The following is a 17,491-nucleotide window of genomic DNA, read 5'->3' as shown; positions in this document are numbered from 1 at the left end:
ACCTCACTGAACGCGGTCAGAAGCATCACTGACGGAGTGACCGCGAACTGTTTGGCGACCGCTTTGAGCCGCGACCATTGGGCGGCCGACAGCTCCCGGTCGCGGCGGGTAAAGTGCGGCCGTTCGATGCTTTCCGGCTGACAGACCAACGGCAGATCCGGTGCAGGCGCCAGTGTGGTCACCCGCTCGCGCCAGTAAGCAAGGGCCTGTTCGTAGCGGTGCTCACTGCGCAGCGCCTGCTCGGCGAGCACGTAATCGCGGAACGTGAGGCCCGGTTCCGGCAGTGCATGCTGTGGATTGTCATAGAACGCCATCAGCTCGCGCGCCAGAATCTGCGTGCTGGCGGCGTCCACGATCAGGGCATCGAGGCTGATGTGCAAATGGCTGATGCCGTCATCGAGCAGCGACAGACTGAACTCGAACAGCGGCCAGCGACTGGCATCCAGTACCTGATGCGACTGACGCTCGCGGATTGTCTGCAAGGCCTCGCGCCCAGCGTCGGCAGGCAGGCCGCGCAGATCGCTGCATGGCATCCGGTAGGTTGGCACGTGCTCCAGCACCTGCTGGGTGCCGTCGCTGAGAAACACCACGCGCAGCATGTCGTGACGCTGGATCATGCGATTCAACGCCTGCTCGAAGCGCGGCACGTCGAGTTGCGGTATGCGCAGCTCTTCATAGCCATGAGCACTGACGCCGCCAAGGCTGACGGTGGACTCGCGCCCGAACCAGTAAGCCTGCTGGATATCGGTCAGCGGAAAAGGCGCGTGACGCGCTGCACGGTCCGCTTCGATGCGAAGCATAGCCGTTTGCGGCAAGTCGCCCTGCTGACGGGCGATCTGCACCTGTTGTGCCAGATCCTCGAGGACCGGGCTCTTGAACAGACTGCTCAAGGACAACTGCGCGCCCATGCGCTGGTTGATCGCGTAGATCATTCGCGTAGCCAGCAACGAGTGACCGCCCAAATCAAAAAAGTTGTCGCGAATGCCGACCCGTTCGCACTTGAGCACTTCAGCCCAAATGCGGGCCATCTGCCGTTCGGTGTCGTTGCGCGGGGCCTGGTAATCGGCTGCGGACTGACGCTCGGGCGCTGGCAGCGCCGCTCGGTCCAGCTTGCCGTTGCGGGTCAGCGGCAGTTGCGCCATCGCCACCCAGGCCGTGGGAATCATGTGCTCCGGCAAGTGCCGTTGCAGCCCGCTGCGCAGCGCTTCTTCCGTGGCGCTGCCGACCACGTAGGCCACCAGACGCTTGTCGCCCGGCATATCTTCGCGCAGCAGCACGACCGCTTCCTGCACGCCGGGTTGCCGATGCAGCAGGTTGTCGATCTCGCCCAACTCAATGCGGAAGCCGCGCAGCTTGACCTGTCGGTCGATCCGCCCCAAGTATTCCACATTACCGTCAGCCTGGAACCGCGCCAGGTCGCCACTGCGGTACATGCGTGCGCCGGGTCGGTCGCTGAGCGGATCGGGCAGGAAGCGCTCGGCCGTCAGGTCGGGACGGTTCAGGTAGCCGCGAGCCAGACAGACGCCTGCGATGTACAACTCGCCCGCCACACCGACCGGCACCGGATTCATGTCGCCGTCCAGCACGTAAAGCCGGGCGTTGGCGATGGGACGTCCGATGGGGGGCGCATCCGGCCACTGCGCGGCTTCGCTGCAGTCCAGGCTGAACTGGCTGACCACATGCGTTTCAGTCGGCCCGTATTGGTTGTGCAAAGCCGAACCGCCAAGGCCCCGCACGAATGCGCGCAACTCATCGTTGATCTGCAACGCCTCGCCCGCAGTGACGATTTCACAGCCACCGGCCGGCATCGGCGCGTCAGCCTCGCTGAGCGCCGCCAGTTGTTGCAGCACTGCGAAGGGCAGAAAGGCCCGCTGCACGCCCTCGGCGACCAGCGTCGAACGCAACGAGGCCAGGTCCTTGCGGCTGGCCTCGCTCATCAGCAACAGGCTGCCGCCCTGACACAGCGTGCTGCAGACTTCCTGAAACGACACGTCGAAATTCAGCGACGCGAATTGCAGCACCCGGCGCGGCACCCGCGCAGCCTCGAGCTGCCAGGCGATCAGGTTATCCAGCGCCCGACGGCTGTGCGCCACGCCTTTGGGGCGTCCGGTGGAACCTGAGGTGTAGAGCACGTAAGCCAGATTGTCCGGGCTGACATCGACCTGCGGATCACGCTCCGAATGGTGCTCCCAATATGAGGCGTCGCGGTCCACACAGCAGACCGACAATGGCTTGTCGAGGTGCGGATGGCCAGCCAGCGGCAGGCCCTCGCGCAACGAGGATTGAGTCAACAACAGACTGGGACTGGCGTCATCGAACATGAACGCCAGACGCTCACGCGGGTAGGCCGGATCGAATGGCACGTAAGCCGCGCCGGCCTTGAGGATTGCCAGCAGACCGATGACCATCTCGGGCGAACGCTCCAGGCACAGGCCCACTCGCTGCTCGGGACGCACGCCCTGCTCGATCAGGAAATGGGCCAGGCGATTGGCGGCGCGATTCAGCCCGGCATAGTTCAGCGTCTGGCCTGCGGCACGCAGCGCTTCGGCGTCAGGCGTTGTGCGGACCACGGCTTCGAAGCGCTGAACGCAATCGGGCAGCGTCGAGAGGCCGCGTTCGGTGCGGTTCCATTCATCGACGATTTGCCGCCGTTGCGGCGCGCTGAGCAGTTCAATGCTCGCCAGCGACCGCTCGCTGTCGTCAGCCATCTGGGTAAGCACCCGGTGCAGGTAGTCGCCGAACTGCGCGACGGTCCGGGCCTCGAACAACCCCGAGGCGTACTCGAGGCCGCCGACGATCTGCCCGTCCTGCTCGCTGAGCGCCAACTGCAGGTCGAACTTGGCCACTTGATGGCGACTGTGGACCGGGCTGATGTCCAGCCCCGGCAATACCAGGTCAGAATCCTGATCCTGTTCCCAGGCGAACAGCACTTGAAACAACGGACTGTGGGCCAGACTGCGCGGCGGATTGAGCAGTTCCACCACCTGATCGAAGGGCAGGTCCTGATGTTCTTGCGCGCCAAGGGCCACGCGGCGCGCCTGTTGCAGCCAGTTCGCCACAGAGACAGTGCCCGGCTGCATCTCAGGGCGCGTCATGCGCAGGGCCAGGGTGTTGACGAAAAAACCGATCAGCCCTTCCAGCTCCTGCTGAGGCCGGTTCGCCGAAGGCACGCCGATCACCACATCGCTCTGCCCTGACAACCGCAACAGAACAAGCGACCAGGCTGCCAGCAGGGTCATGAACAGTGTGGTGCCCTGTTGCATGCCCAATGCCTTGAGCCGGTCGGTCAGTGCACGGTCGAACGTCAGCGGCACGAAGCCGCCACGGTAATCCTGCACGGCCGGGCGCGCGTGATCGGTTGGCAATTGCAACAGCACCGGCGCACCTGACAGGGTGTCGTGCCAGTAGCGACGCTGCGCCTCCAGCACATCGCCCGACAACCACTGCCGTTGCCAGGCCGCATAATCCACATACTGCACCGGCAGCACCGGCAGCGTTGCATCGCGATCCTGCAAGGCGGCCACGTAGAGTGCTCCCAGCTCGCGAGTCAGCACGCCCATCGACCAGCCGTCCGAGATGATGTGGTGCTGGGTCAGCAGCAACATATGATCGTCATCGGCCAGCCTGACCAGGCTGACGCGCATCAACGGGCCACAACTCAGGTCGAACGGCTTGCCGCCCTCCTCGTCCAGTAACTCGACAAGGCGCGCCTCGGCATCGGCTCGACCTCGCAGATCGATCAACGCAAGCGCCATGCCCGCACCCGGCGCAGCCACTCGCTGGCGGCCTTCACCTGCGACGGTCACGAAGGTCGTGCGCAGGGCTTCATGACGGGCCACCAACTGCTGGAAACTGCGTTCCAGTGCGGCGACCTGCAACGGGCCGCGCAGACGCAGGTTCAACGGCATGTGGTACGCCGCGTTGCCGCCTTCCATCTGGGCCAGAAACCACAAGCGCTGCTGAGCCGATGACAAGATTTGCGCTTCGCCGCGATCGACCACGGTTATCGCCGGACGCGCGGTGGCCTGAGGCCTGTTCAGCCGTTCGGCGAAGCAGTGCAGCACGGGCGCGGCGAACAGGGCAGCGGGTGAGACTTCCAGCCCCAGTCGTTGCCGGACCTGAGCCAGCACGCGCATCACCAGTAACGAGTGACCGCCAAGGGCGAAAAAATGATCCTGACGGCCGACCTGTTCAACCGCCAGCACGTCGCGCCAGATGGCAGCCAAAGCGCTTTCCAGCGGCCCTTGGGCAGCCTCGAAGTCGCGCTGGTCGAACGCCTCGGCGTCCGGTTCGGGCAAGGCCGTGCGATCCAGTTTGCCGTTGGCGGTGAGTGGCAGCGCGGCCAGGCGCACGAATGCCAAGGGCACCATGTAATCGGGCAAATGAGCCTGCATATGTTCGCGCAGCACACCCGGCCCCAGGCCCGCACCATTGCGCTCGCGGTAGTAGGCGATCAAGCGGCGCACGCCCCGACCGTCGTCGCGCAGCACCACCAGGTTTTCCTCCACGCCTGGCACCTGCGCCAGACGTGACTCGATTTCGCCCAGCTCCAGACGCAGTCCGTTCAGCTTGGCCTGAAAGTCGTTGCGTCCGATAAATTCGAGATTGCCATCAGCCCGATAGCGCGCCAGATCGCCGCTGCGGTACAGACGCTCGCCCGCCACGAATGGGCTGTCGATGAATCGCTCGCGGGTCAGCTGCGGCAGGTTCAGGTAACCCCGGGCGACACCCGCGCCGCCAATGTGCATTTCGCCGATCACACCCTGCGGGACTGGCGCGCCGAGCGCGTCGAGCAGGTAGATCCGGGTATTGGCCAAGGGCCGGCCAATGGGCAGCACGCCCTCGACCGGGCTCGCGTGGGCGAACTCGAAGCAGCTGCTGTCGATGCTCGCTTCGGTAACCCCGTAGGCCTGAACGATCTGCACCCGAGCGCCGCAGAGGCTGCGCAATTGACGGGCGCTGTGGGCGGTCCAGATGTCCGATCCACAAACCACGGTGCGCAGGAACGACAGGTCATGGCCGTTGTTTTGCACCCAGGCCAGCAACGGATTGAGCACCGCTGGCACAAAGTCGGCGAAGCCAATACAGGCCTCGCGGAGCAGGCGATACAACGCAGGCGGATCCATCAACGTGTCACGCGGACACAGCACCAGCGTGCCACCGAAACCCAGCGCACGGATCAGGTCAGCGCTGAACACGTCGAAGGAAAAGCCCGCCATTTGCAGGTGGTTGAGTGGCCCTCGCAGGTCATAAAACGAGGCCCATGCGGCGCTGACTGCGCGCAATCCGCGATGCTCGACCATTACGCCTTTGGGCACGCCGGTTGAACCGGAGGTATAAATCACGTAGGCCAGATGCCGGGACGTCAGGCCGACCGCCTGAGGGTCGGGATCGTGCGCAGGCTGCGCGGCCCATTGACCGCTGTCGGTCAGGTCCAGCAGCGTCGGCGACGTTTGCGCCGAATCATCCAGCGCCGCCCGCAAGGCCTCGCTCGCCGCCGCGTGTGTCAGCACGACCCGAGGCGCGCTGTCGGTCAACATGTGCGCCAGACGTGCCCGCGGATAGCCGGGGTCGAGCGGCACGTACGCCCCGCCCGCTTTGAGCACCGCCAGCACGCCGATCAGCATGTCCAACGAACGCTCCAGGCACACACCGACCCGCGCATCGGGCCCCACGCCCATGCTGCGCAGTTGATGAGCCAACCGGTTGGCCTGGGCATTGAGCTGCGCGTAACTCAGTGTCGCCTGAGCGAAGCGGGCGGCGACGGCATCAGGCGTGCGCTGCACCTGGGCTTCGAACAACGCATGCACATAACCGTGCTCGTCGAAGGGTTGGCGCGCACTGTTCCAGTCATGCACCAAACGCTGGCGCTCGGCATCACCCATCAGGTCCATCGCCATGAACCTGTGAGCGGGTTGCGCGACCATCTGCCGGAGGATCCGGCACAAAGCGTCGGCCATACGTTGCGCCGTCGACTCATCGAACAGCGCCGTCGCGTAATGCAGATGGCCGCCGATCCGCCCTTGCGTTTCGCCAAGGCTCAGCATCAGGTCGAAACCGTTGGGCAGCGGCTGACGATGGTCCCAGACACACAGCACCTGAACCAGCGGATGCCAGGCAGTGTCCTGCTGCAACTCAAGATGTTTCAGCACGGTGTCGAACGGTATGTCCCGATGCTCGTACGCGCCGAGCAGACCCTCACGCACATGCTCCAGCAATTGAGCTGATGACCAGACCGGGTCCATCGAGACGCGCAGCACCAGCGTGTTGTCGCCTTCCACAGTGCGTGTGCCGATCATCACCTCAGGTTGTCCTGAAAAGCGCGCCAGCACCACCGCCCAGCCTGCGAGCAGCGTCATGAACACGCTTGTGCGATGAGCGCGACTCAGTTCATCGAGGCCTTGCGCCAGTGCCGTGTCCAACTGGAAGGCCACCGAGGCACAGTCGCCAGTCCGCAGCGCCGGGCGAGGCCGGTCCGAAGGTATTTCCAGCAGCACCGGAGCGTCCGCCAGGCGGTCGAGCCAGTCACGGGCGTGCCCGGTTGTGGTCTGATCGGCAGACATTTTTTCAGAAAAAGCAGTCGGCTGCGCAGAGCCCGCCCCACGCAAGGAAGATTTGTCGAGCATCGAAAACTACCGTCCATGACAACGTTTGATTTTTACTGGCGGGCCGTCAACAGAACGCGCCGCGTGCAGGTCCGGACAGGGAAACTGTCGGCGTTCGGGGATCAGGGTGACGGAGCGGCTCGCGCTCGGGGGCTCACATCGCTGTCGCAAGGGAATGCACAGAGGATCGTCTGAAGAGACTGGCTGGCGAGAAAGCCGATACGGCGCGACTCGCAGAAAACCGAAGAATGGGCAGCAGGATTAGCGATGTCGCTTGCCTTGTGCCTTGAATTGACGATTGCATACCGCGTGATCAATTGAAACCTCATCTTCCGTTTGAGGGTCAACGATGGGGAACGGCCTGCGCAGGGGTGTCAGCGCCAGGGTGGTCCCGATCGGCTGCGACTGCCGGGTCGGTAAACCCTTGGCAATCCTTGACGCCGGGATCATGGCCCTGAGCGCCGCAGATAATAACCATGAATATCGGGGATGAGGCAAACAAAAAGTTACAAACCGGACATGTTCGATTAGTTCAAAAGATCGTTCTGGACAAACGCCAGACATCCCGCAACCGCTAAATGATTGAATTGGATAAATATTGCCGACCTGTACGAATGGGTTTGTAACCCTACTGTTACCGACGAAGCGCTACAGTGGCAATACGCAATCAACGCACTTTTTCACACACTCGAAAAACACTTCGCAACATCGTCAAACAGTGCTCTTTCATAACTATTATTGTCGGACAATTTGACGGATTTCCGGGTATTGCCGACCACAGATAAAGTTTCGACAGGTCCTTGTCAGGCACTGAAACCGCACAGGTTAGATGCAACTATATTGCCACCATCCCTGTACGCTGGATGCTCGAGCAACCACAAAATCGTTCAATTTTTCAACAAGATATAAGTGATACGGATAATGCCTCATACAGTATTTCTATGGTTTAAGAGTTGTATCCAAACTGAAACAAATCTGTTGCCAAGTGTTTAAGCCCGGACTATGTTCTTACGGCGCTCAATAGGGAGCTGATTAGTCAACAGGTGCATGGATGCAAAAGTCAAAGACGGTTAGTGCTGTTCGTTATTCTTTCAAGCCCGCTGCAACCCGCGCTGTTTGTATTCTTTGTACCACCTTTGGCGGAGCGGCCTGCGCGGACTACCTTGAACAAGGCAAGTTGGGCGACGCTGCCAGTTGGCGCTCTGCCGAGTTCCAGAGTGACTGGGGTCTGGGTCGTATACAGGCCGATCAGGCTTATGCTGCAGGTATTACCGGTGCGGGCGTTAAAATCGGTGCACTGGACTCAGGTTTCGACCCCGCTCACCCCGAGGCCAGCCCTGCGCGCTTTCACGCCGTCACGGCCAGTGGCACCTACATCGACGGCTCGGCGTTCAGCGTCACGGGCGCCATCAATCCGAACAACGACACCCACGGCACTCACGTCACTGGCACCATGGGCGCAGCACGCGACGGCGTCGGCATGCACGGCGTGGCGTACAACGCGCAGGTCTATGTCGGCAACACCAACAAGAACGACAGTTTCCTGTTCGGTCCCACTCCGGACCCGCGTTACTTCAAAGCGGTCTACGGCGCGCTGGCCGATGCCGGGGTGCGAGCGATCAACAACAGCTGGGGCAGCCAGCCCGCAGACGTGACCTATGCCACCCTCGACGGGCTGCGCGTGGCCTACGCCCAACACTACAACCAAGGCACCTGGATTGATGAAGCAGCCAATGTCTCGCGCAAGGGCGTGATCAACGTATTCAGCGCTGGCAATACCGGTTATGCCAATGCCAGCGTGCGCGCTTCGCTGCCGTATTTCGAGCCGGATCTGGAAGGTCACTGGCTGGCCGTGTCGGGCCTGGACAGTACCAATGGCCAGCGTTACAACCAGTGCGGAACCGCCAAATACTGGTGCATCACTACGCCGGGCCGCCTGATCGACAGTACGGTGCCGGGCGGCGGTTACGGGATCAAATCCGGGACGTCGATGTCCGCGCCGCATGCCACCGGCGCGCTGGCGCTGGTGATGGAGCGCTTTGCGTACATGAACAACGAGCAGGCGTTGCAGGTTTTGCTGACCACCGCGACCCAGCTCGATGGTTCGGTCACCCAGGCACCGAACAGCAGTGTCGGCTGGGGCGTGGCCAATCTGGAACGGGCCATGCGCGGACCGGGCCAGTTGCTCGGCACCTTCGATGCTACGTTGGGGGCGGGCCAGACCGACGTCTGGAGCAACGACATTTCCGATCAGGCACTGATCCAGCGTCAGGCCGAAGACCGTGCCGAACAGACCATCTGGCAACAGACCCTGGTCAGCAAGGGCTGGCAAAACGGCGTCGCCAGCACCGCCAGCCAGCAGGACCGCAGCGACTATGCCGTCGGCACGGCTCGCGCCGCAGCGGCTGCGCAGCGCCAGTATCAGGGCAGCCTGATCAAGTCCGGTAACGGTCGGCTGATTCTGGAAGGCGCCAACACCTACCGTGGCGATACCGTGGTCAATGGCGGTCTGCTGTCGGTCAACGGTTCGCTGACCTCGGCCGTGCAGGTCAATGCGGGCGGCACGCTGGGCGGCAATGGCCAGATCGGCGGGCTGACGGCTCGCAACGGGGGGAGCGTCGCGCCGGGCAACTCCATTGGCCCCTTGCGGGTCGACGGCGACGTTGTTTTCGAGCCAGGCTCGACCTATGCCGTCGAACTGTCACCCACCGCCAGCGACCGGATCGTCGCGACCGGCGGTGCCACGGTGGCGGGTGCCAACATGGCGCTGACACTGGAAGAGCCAGCGGTAACCCTGAACGCTACGCCAGGTCAGAGCCTGGTGGGTCGCCAATACGACGTGTTGCAAGCGGGCAATGGAATCAATGGCCAGTTTGCCAACGTGTCGTCCAACTATGTCTTTCTCGGCGGCCGACTGGATTACGCCGCCACCGGAATCGCGCTGAACATCGAGCGCACCGCAGCTTTCGACAGTGTTGCGCAAACGCCGAACCAGGCCGCCGTCGCAAGTGCCGCCGAGCAACTGGGCGCGGGCAACGCCGTGTATGAAAACCTGTTGCTGGCCCCGACCGCGGCATCGGCCCGCGACAGCTTTCAGCAGCTCTCCGGCGAAATCTATCCTGCGATCGGCACGGTGCTGATCAACGACGGCCGCCACGTGCGTGACGCGGTCGGCGAACGTCTGGGCGCAAGCGCATTCGGTAACGATGGCAATACCGCAACGCAGGACACTGTCTGGCTCAAAGCATTGGGCGCATGGGGCAAGACTGACTCACGCCAGGACACGGCCGGCTACACCACGTCGATTGGCGGTCTGCTGGCAGGGGTCGATGGCAACGTCGCCGACGATACGCGCCTGGGTCTGGTCGCAGGTTACAGCGACAGCTCGTTGAACATGGGCTCGGGTACTCATTCGCGCGCGTCGGTGGACAGCTACCATGTGGGCGCCTATGTCGGTCACGAAATCGGCGCGCTGCGTCTGACCGTCGGCAGTGCCTACAGCTGGCACCGTATCGACGCCAAGCGCGATGTTCAGGTCGGCAATGCGAGTGGCCGGGAAAAAACCACCCATGACGCACAGACAGCGCAGGTGTTCACCGAGGCGGCGTACCGCATCCGCTTGCAACCGGCGACGCTGGAGCCTTTCGCCAACCTCGCTTACGTGCATCTGGCAACCGACGGCTTTACCGAAAAAGGCGATGCAGCGGCCCTGTCCGCCAGTCGTGACAAGCGCGATGCGGTGCTCAGCACACTCGGTGTACGGGCGCTGAAAACGATTGCACTGACCGATCAACAGAAACTCGATCTGTCGGGCAGCCTCGGCTGGCAGCACAATCTAAGCGACACCGACTCGCAACAACACCTGGCCTTCGCCTCGAGCGGCACACGCGTGGGTATCGAAAGCTCGCCGCTGGTGCGCGATACCGCATTGGTCGCAGCCCATGCCAGCCTGGCCTTGAGCAAAGACGCCAGGATCAGTCTCGACTACAGCGGCCAACTGGCCAGCCGCGAAAAAAGCCACGGCGTCGGACTGAGCCTGAACTGGCAGTTCTGACCCCGTAACCCCTTTCGATTCAAAAAGAACAACGCGCATGCAGACGCATGCGCGCGGAGTTTTGTGTGCGTTAACTAAGGACGGTAGTTTTCATGAAAGACGTTTTTACCCCCCGGCAGCCTTCTGTCACTTCCCTTCGCCAGTCCATCAGGACGATCAACCGCGCCTCTTGCGGAGCACTGGCCGTGTATCTCGCGACAATGAGCGTTGCACAAGCCGCTCCCTATGTCGAAGCAGGACAATCCGGTGATACCGCCAGTTGGCGCAGTGCCGAATTCAATGCCGACTGGGGGCTGGGCGCGATCAAGGCCGACCAGGCGTATGCGGCGGGCTACACCGGCAAGGACATAAAACTGGGCATCTTCGACCAACCAGTGTACGCACCGCATCCGGAATTCTCCGGCACGAACAAAGTGGTCAATCTGGTCACCAGCGGCATCCGTGAATACACCGATCCCTATATCCCGGTGAAAGCCGGCGATGCGTTTCGTTACGACGGCAAGCCAACCCTGGATTCGGGTGGAAAGCTTGGCAACCACGGTACCCATGTGGGCGGAATCGCAGGCGGCAGTCGGGATGGCGGGCCCATGCATGGCGTGGCGTTCAATGCGCAGATCATCAGTGCCGACAACGGTGACCCAGGCCCTGAAGACGGTATCGTGCTCGGCAACGACGGCGCGGTGTATCAGGCCGGCTGGAATGCGTTGGTCAACAGCGGCGCGCGCCTCATCAACAACAGCTGGGGCATTGGCATTACCGACCGTTTCGATCAGGGTGGCAAGGACCCGGCGTTTCCGCATTTCACCGTGCAGGACGCACAAGTGCAGTTCGACCAGATACGCCAGATCCTCGGCACGCGTCCCGGCGGTGCCTATCAAGGTGCCATCGACGCAGCACGCAGCGGCGTGGTGACCATCTTCGCCGCCGGCAACGATTACAACCTCAACAACCCCGACGCGATGGCCGGGCTGGGTTACTTCGTTCCGGAAATCGCGCCGAACTGGCTGACCGTCGCCGCCCTGCAGGTGAACCCGAACGCCGCCGCAGCCGCGACCACGCCCTACACGCTGAGCACTTTCTCGTCACGCTGCGGCTACACCGCCAGTTTTTGCGTGTCGGCACCCGGCACGCGTATCTACAGTTCGGTCATCAACGGCAACAGCCTGGATAACCTGACCAGCGACTGGGCGAACAAAAACGGCACATCGATGGCGGCGCCGCACGTTGCCGGCAGTCTGGCCGTGCTGATGGAACGCTATCCCTACATGACTGGCGCACAGGTCGCCGATGTGTTGAAAACCACTGCCACCGACCTCGGCGCGCCAGGCATCGATGCCCTGTATGGCTGGGGCATGATCAACCTGGGCAAGGCCGTCAATGGCCCGGGCATGCTGGTGACCGAGGCGGACATCCCGGCTGAATTCCGTATCGACGGAGCCTATGGTGACAGCCAGTTCGTCGTCGACCTTCCCGGAGTCGGAGCCGTTGTCGACGCGGGCAAGCCGACGCAGCGCACCTGCAGCGGACCGCAATGCGGACTGGATGTGTGGAGCAATGACATTTCCGGGCACGGCGGTTTGACCAAGCAAGGGATCGGCACGCTGGTCCTGACCGGGGTCAATACCTACAGCGGACCGACACTGGTCAATCAGGGCCGTCTGGCCATCAACGGCTCGCTCGCCTCGGCAGTGACGATCAATGAAAACGGCGTACTGGGTGGCAACGGCAGCGTTGGCGCGCTGTCCGCCAACCGCGGCGGTACAGTCGCGCCGGGCAACTCGATCGGTACCCTGCGCGTGGCGGGCGATCTGCTGCTGGCACCGGGTTCTACCTACGCGGTGGAATTGTCGCCCACCGACAATGACCGGCTGATCGTCGGTGGCCAGGCGACCGTGACCGGAGCAAACATGGCCTTGTCGCTGGAAAACAATCCATCGCTGCTGACCGGCGCGCAGACCGCCAGCGTACTCAACCGATCGTTCGACGTGCTGCAAGCGGCAGGCGGCGTTCAAGGTCAGTTTGGTTCGGTATTGACCGGCTCCACTTTTCTGGACGGCAACCTGACCTACACCAACGCTGGCATTACCCTGGCGGTCGAACGCAACGGCGACAGCTTCGCCAGCGCCGGGCAGACTTTCAATCAGCGCAGCGTGGCCTCGGCCGTCGAGCAACTGGGCGCAGGCAATGCGGCGTACGAAAGCGTGCTGTTGAGCCCGGACACCACCACCGCTCGTCGCGCCTTCACGCAACTGTCGGGGGAAGTGCACCCGGCCATCGCCACGCAACTGATCAACGACAGTCGTCAAGTGCGCGATGCCGTGGGTGATCGTCTGCGGGTCGAAGGTCTGTACGACCAGACTGCGCCAGGCAGCGAAGAGAACAACGTCTGGGTCAAGGCACTGGGTGCGTGGGGCAAGAACGCCGGCAGCAGCGACGGCGCCAGTTCGACGTCATCGCTGGGCGGCCTGCTCGCGGGGGTTGACGGTCTGATCAGTGACCACACGCGTCTGGGCGCAATGGCCGGTTACAGCGACACTTCGCTAAGCCTGGGTGATGACACCCATTCGCGAGCCTCGGCAGACAGCTACCACTTGGGTGCGTACATCGGACACGAGCAAGGTGCGATGCGCTTGACGGCGGGCGCGTCCCACAGCTGGCATCGCATCGACGTGAAGCGTGACCTGCAGTTCGGCGCGTTTTCGGACCGTCAAAAGGTCAAGCGTGATGCGCAGTCCACCCAAGTTTTCACCGAAGCCGCGTACCGCCTGAACCTGCAACCGCTGACGCTGGAGCCGTTCGCCAACCTGGCGTATGTGCATCTGGACAGCGACAGCTTCACCGAGAAAGGCGGTGCCACTGCGCTCAAAGGCGGCGACGATACCCGCGACACCGTGCTGTCGACACTCGGTGCACGGGCCGGCAAGCGTTTCAACCTCAACGATACGCAAAAGCTGGATGTCTCGGCGACCCTGGGCTGGCAGCACACCCTCAGCGACACCTCGTCCGAGCAACACCTGGCGTTCGCCAGCGGGGTGAACACGTTTGCGGTGCAAAGCGTTTCGATGGACCGTGATGCGGCGCTGGTCGGTGCCCGCGCAAGCCTTGCGCTGGGCAGGGATGCGCGGATCAATCTGGACTACAACGGTCTGCTGGGTGCGCGTGACAAGACCCACGGGGTCGGCCTGTCGCTGGACTGGCAATTCTGATCCCTCGACGGCTTGAATGGCCGTCTTCCCTCCTTACCTCAGGCTGAACATGGCCTGCGTTTTGATCGGTGTTCCCGACCCGTGGCCCGGGTCGGGAACACCCGACGTGCGACTCATCCCGCCCCTATTCGCATGGCTCCGCCACCAGGTCGCCTGTTCAGACATGCAGACGGCGGCCGCTGAAAAATGTGAAAAATTTGTTAAGTATCTGTCTGTGCGGGCTTTTTCTGGCAGAAACAATCTGTCACACTAACGCGAATCGTTCTCAACACTATTATCACCAGGCCACGGATGGTCTTCAGGGAGTTCCAGCTTCATGCCCGGCCAACATCTGCAACGCCGATTTCGCTTTACGCCATGCCTGTTGGCCATGGGAATCTGGGCAGCCACCGCGCCAACGACCTTTGCCGCCGACGCGCCACTTCAGGCCTCGTCCGAATCAGCTCAATCGGCACAGACCAGCGGCACGCTGGAACTGGGCGCTACCGAAATCAGCGACGCTCGTTTGGGTATGACCACCGAAGGCTCGGGCTCCTACACCACCGGCGTCATGCAGACCGCTACCAAACTGCCGCTGACCATGCGCGAAACCCCGCAAGCCGTCACCGTCATCACCCGCCAGCGCATGGACGATCAAGCCATGACCAGCGTCAACGACGTGGTCAGGAACACACCCGGTCTGTTCCTCAGTCAGTCCAGCGGCCCCGGTCGGCAGACTTACACCTCGCGCGGCTTCGACATCGACAACATCATGTACGACGGCATTCCCGCCTCCTACTCAGGCTGGACCATGGGCGTGCAGCCCAACCTGGCGATGTTCGACCGTGTGGAAGTCATTCGCGGCGCGACCGGCCTGATCACAGGCGCCGGCAATCCCTCGGCGGCGATCAACATGGTACGCAAGCGCCCGACCTTCGACCCGCAGGTTTCCCTGACCGGCAGTGCAGGCAGTTGGGACAACTACCGTGGCGAATTTGATGCCTCCAGCCGTTTGAACGAGAGCGGCACCCTGCGCGGTCGTGTAGTGGGTTCCTATCAGGACGCGGACAGTTTCCGCGACAAGGAAAAGAGCGATCACGGCGTGTTCTACGGCGTGGTCGAAGCCGACCTGAGCGAAGCCACTACCGCAACGCTGGGCTATTCCCGCCAGGAAGATGAAACCAACTTTTTCTGGGGCGGCTTGCCGCTGGGCACCGATGGACACCATTTGAACCTGCCGCGCTCCACCTACCCCGGCTCCGACTGGGAAAAGAAGAAGCTGCAGATCGACACCGTGTTCGGCGAACTGGAACACCGGTTCGACAACGACTGGAAACTGCACCTCGCCGGCACGGCGTCTTCGCTGGACGGCCTGTTCTCCGGGACTTATCTGTCTCGCTACAACGGCCCGCTGGAAACCACCGCGTACCAGTCGCGACCCGAGGAAAAACAGACTGCCTTCGATGCGTTCGCCAGCGGCCCGTTCCAGGCGCTGGGCCGTACCCATGAACTGGTGGTCGGCGCCAGCCGCCGCGTCTATGACAAAGACAGCAAAGAATACAGCCCCTACGACACCGGCCTGCCGATTGCCGCGCCAAAACCGAACTTCGTGCACGACGGCAACCTCCACAGCATCACCACTCAGGAAGGCATCTACCTGACGACCCGCCTGAGCCTGGCCGACCCTCTGACGATGATTCTGGGTGGTCGTCTGGACTGGTACGACTACGATGACCGCACTGGCGATGGCGACTACAAGGTCACCAAAAACGTAACGCGCTATGGCGGCCTTATCTACAAGCTGGACGACACCTATTCCGTATATGCCAGTTACACCGACATCTTCCAGCCGCAGAGCTATCAGGATCTTTCCGGCGCACAACTCAAGCCCGTCGTCGGTGAAAACTACGAAGTCGGCATCAAGGGCGAGTACTTCAACGGAGCCCTCAATGCCAGCCTGGCAGTGTTCCGCACCGACCAGACCAACCTGGGCACCCAGACCTCCACTCAGGCAGGCTGCCCGGTGCTGACCTGCTACGACGCGTCCGGTCTGGTGCGCAGTCAGGGCATCGACCTGGAACTGCAAGGTGCGCTGACCGAAAACTGGCAAATCGGCGCCGGTTACACCTTCACCCGCGCCCATTACGTGAAGGATGCCGACCCGGCAAACGAGAACCAGCGCTTCGACACTGACACGCCTGAGCACCTGTTCAAGGTCTCGACCGTATACCGGTTTCAGGGCCCGCTGGAAAAACTGCGCGTCGGCGGCAACGTCTACTGGCAGAGCCGCATGTACAACGACATCGCCCTCACCGACGGCAGCTATCGCCTCGAACAAGGCAGCTACGCGGTCGCCGACCTGATGGCCGGGTATCAGGTCAACAAGCACCTGGACCTGCAACTGAACGCCAATAACATTTTCGACCGTGTTTATTACGCGGCAATCGGCACCAGTTCGGTCTGGGGTTCTACCGACACCTACGGCGACCCGCGCAACTACACGCTGACGGCCCGGTACACGTTCTGACCGTCAGCGGTTGAGATGTGGTCTTCGCAAGCAAGCTCAAGCAGGGGTCGCCACAAGCACCAGCCCTGAACGCCGAAGCCTTTCGTTGAAGTGAGCCGGGCGGCGCTCCGCGTGCTTAAGAAGGCGGTGTTATAGACGCTGGATTTTCAGCGGATAAACCAGCGCTGTCGCTGGATTGCCGTCCAGAGCAAACTCGCTCCAGGCAAACCGGTGCTTGCTGCACGACAGCGCAACGTCGAACGTGTGGCGGGAATGCTCACGGCCTGTGCTGCACTTCAAACAGGCACAATCGGCAATTCACGTTTGTGGGCGGTCTTGAGGTATGCCGCTTCGATGATCGCTGCGGCCGAGGCTGGGACGTCTTTGCCCAGCAGGTAGTTGTCGATGTCGTTGTAGGTGCAGCCATAGGCCACCTCGTCCGGTTTGCCTGGATCCAGGTCCTCAAGATCGGCCGTCGGTGCCTTGCTCACCAGGTGCGCCGGAGCGCCAAGCGCACTGGCCAGCAAGCGAACCTGCCCTTTGGTCAAGCCGCTCAACGGAGCCAGGTCGCAGGCGCCGTCGCCGAATTTGGTGAAGAAGCCCATCACCGCCTCGGCCGCGTGGTCCGTGCCGACCACCAGCCCCGCGACGAAATTGGCGATCGCGTATTGCGCCAGCATCCGGGTGCGGGCCTTGACGTTGCCCTTGGCGAAGTCGGTGAGTTCCGGGCTCGGCTCCAGGCCTTCGATGGAGATTTCGCCCATTACGCTGTCTACAGCGCGGGCAATATTTACCGTGGTCGTCACGTCGGGCTGGATGAAGCCCAGCGCTGCCTGAGCGTCTTGCTCGTCCGCTTGAGTTTTATAGGGCAGGCGCACCGCAACGAACTTCACGGCGTGGCCCTGCGCTCGCAACTCGTTGACCGCCAGTTGGCACAGCCGCCCGGTGGTCGAAGAATCGACCCCGCCGCTGATGCCCAGCACCAGCGCTTTCATCCCGGACTTGAGCAGCACATCTTTGATGAACCGGACCCGTCGTGCAATTTCGGCGTTCGCACCGTTCAGATCGGTGATGCTACGGTCGATGCACAGCGCGGACTGGATCTCGGCTTGCAGGTTCGCTTGCGTATTCATGGTGTTGT

The 17,491-nt window shown here is 62.5% G+C and carries 5 protein-coding genes; 3 read left to right on the top strand and 2 right to left on the bottom strand.

Features of this window, described 5'->3' with window-relative positions:
• A partial coding sequence (locus tag BZK31_RS15245; RefSeq protein ID WP_083183787.1) for a non-ribosomal peptide synthetase occupies nucleotides 1-6,626 on the bottom strand: 6,626 nt, incomplete at its 3' end.
• A 1,030-nt stretch (nucleotides 6,627-7,656) separates the two neighbouring features.
• On the opposite strand from BZK31_RS15245, the gene eprS reads away from it, so the two are divergent.
• The 3 genes from eprS to BZK31_RS15230 all read left to right on the top strand — a co-directional run bounded on the left by eprS (nucleotide 7,657) and on the right by BZK31_RS15230 (nucleotide 16,371).
• Nucleotides 7,657-10,659, top strand: coding sequence for an autotransporter serine peptidase EprS (eprS, locus tag BZK31_RS15240; protein WP_083183786.1), 3,003 nt, complete (start codon nucleotides 7,657-7,659; stop codon nucleotides 10,657-10,659).
• A gap of 92 nt (nucleotides 10,660-10,751) precedes the next feature.
• On the top strand, nucleotides 10,752-13,865 hold the full coding sequence (locus BZK31_RS15235) for an autotransporter domain-containing protein (RefSeq protein ID WP_083183785.1): 3,114 nt from the start codon (nucleotides 10,752-10,754) through the stop codon (nucleotides 13,863-13,865).
• Between the two features lie 316 nt (nucleotides 13,866-14,181).
• A complete protein-coding gene (locus BZK31_RS15230) occupies nucleotides 14,182-16,371 on the top strand; it encodes a TonB-dependent siderophore receptor (RefSeq protein ID WP_083183784.1) in 2,190 nt (729 codons plus the stop codon).
• Nucleotides 16,372-16,646: 275 nt separating this feature from the next.
• Here the strand turns inward: BZK31_RS15230 and nadE are convergent, their stop codons facing one another.
• Entirely contained in the window at nucleotides 16,647-17,483 is an 837-nt protein-coding gene (nadE, locus tag BZK31_RS15225) for an ammonia-dependent NAD(+) synthetase (protein ID WP_083183783.1), read from the bottom strand.
• Nucleotides 17,484-17,491: the final 8 nt, after the last annotated feature.

It is taken from the genome of Pseudomonas floridensis (assembly GCF_002087235.1).
Taxonomy (GTDB): Bacteria; Pseudomonadota; Gammaproteobacteria; order Pseudomonadales; family Pseudomonadaceae; genus Aquipseudomonas; species Aquipseudomonas floridensis.
The sequence above is the reverse complement of the archived record's forward strand: the minus strand, read 5'-3'. Positions and strand labels throughout refer to the sequence as shown.

Excerpts from the sequence above, each read along its gene's own strand:
- eprS (WP_083183786.1), top strand. The coding sequence starts at position 7,657 with ATGCAAAAGTCAAAGACGGTTAGTGCTGTTCGTTATTCTTTCAAGCCC.
- BZK31_RS15235 (WP_083183785.1), top strand. The coding sequence starts at position 10,752 with ATGAAAGACGTTTTTACCCCCCGGCAGCCTTCTGTCACTTCCCTTCGC.
- BZK31_RS15230 (WP_083183784.1), top strand. The coding sequence starts at position 14,182 with ATGCCCGGCCAACATCTGCAACGCCGATTTCGCTTTACGCCATGCCTG.
- nadE (WP_083183783.1), bottom strand. The coding sequence starts at position 17,483 with ATGAATACGCAAGCGAACCTGCAAGCCGAGATCCAGTCCGCGCTGTGC.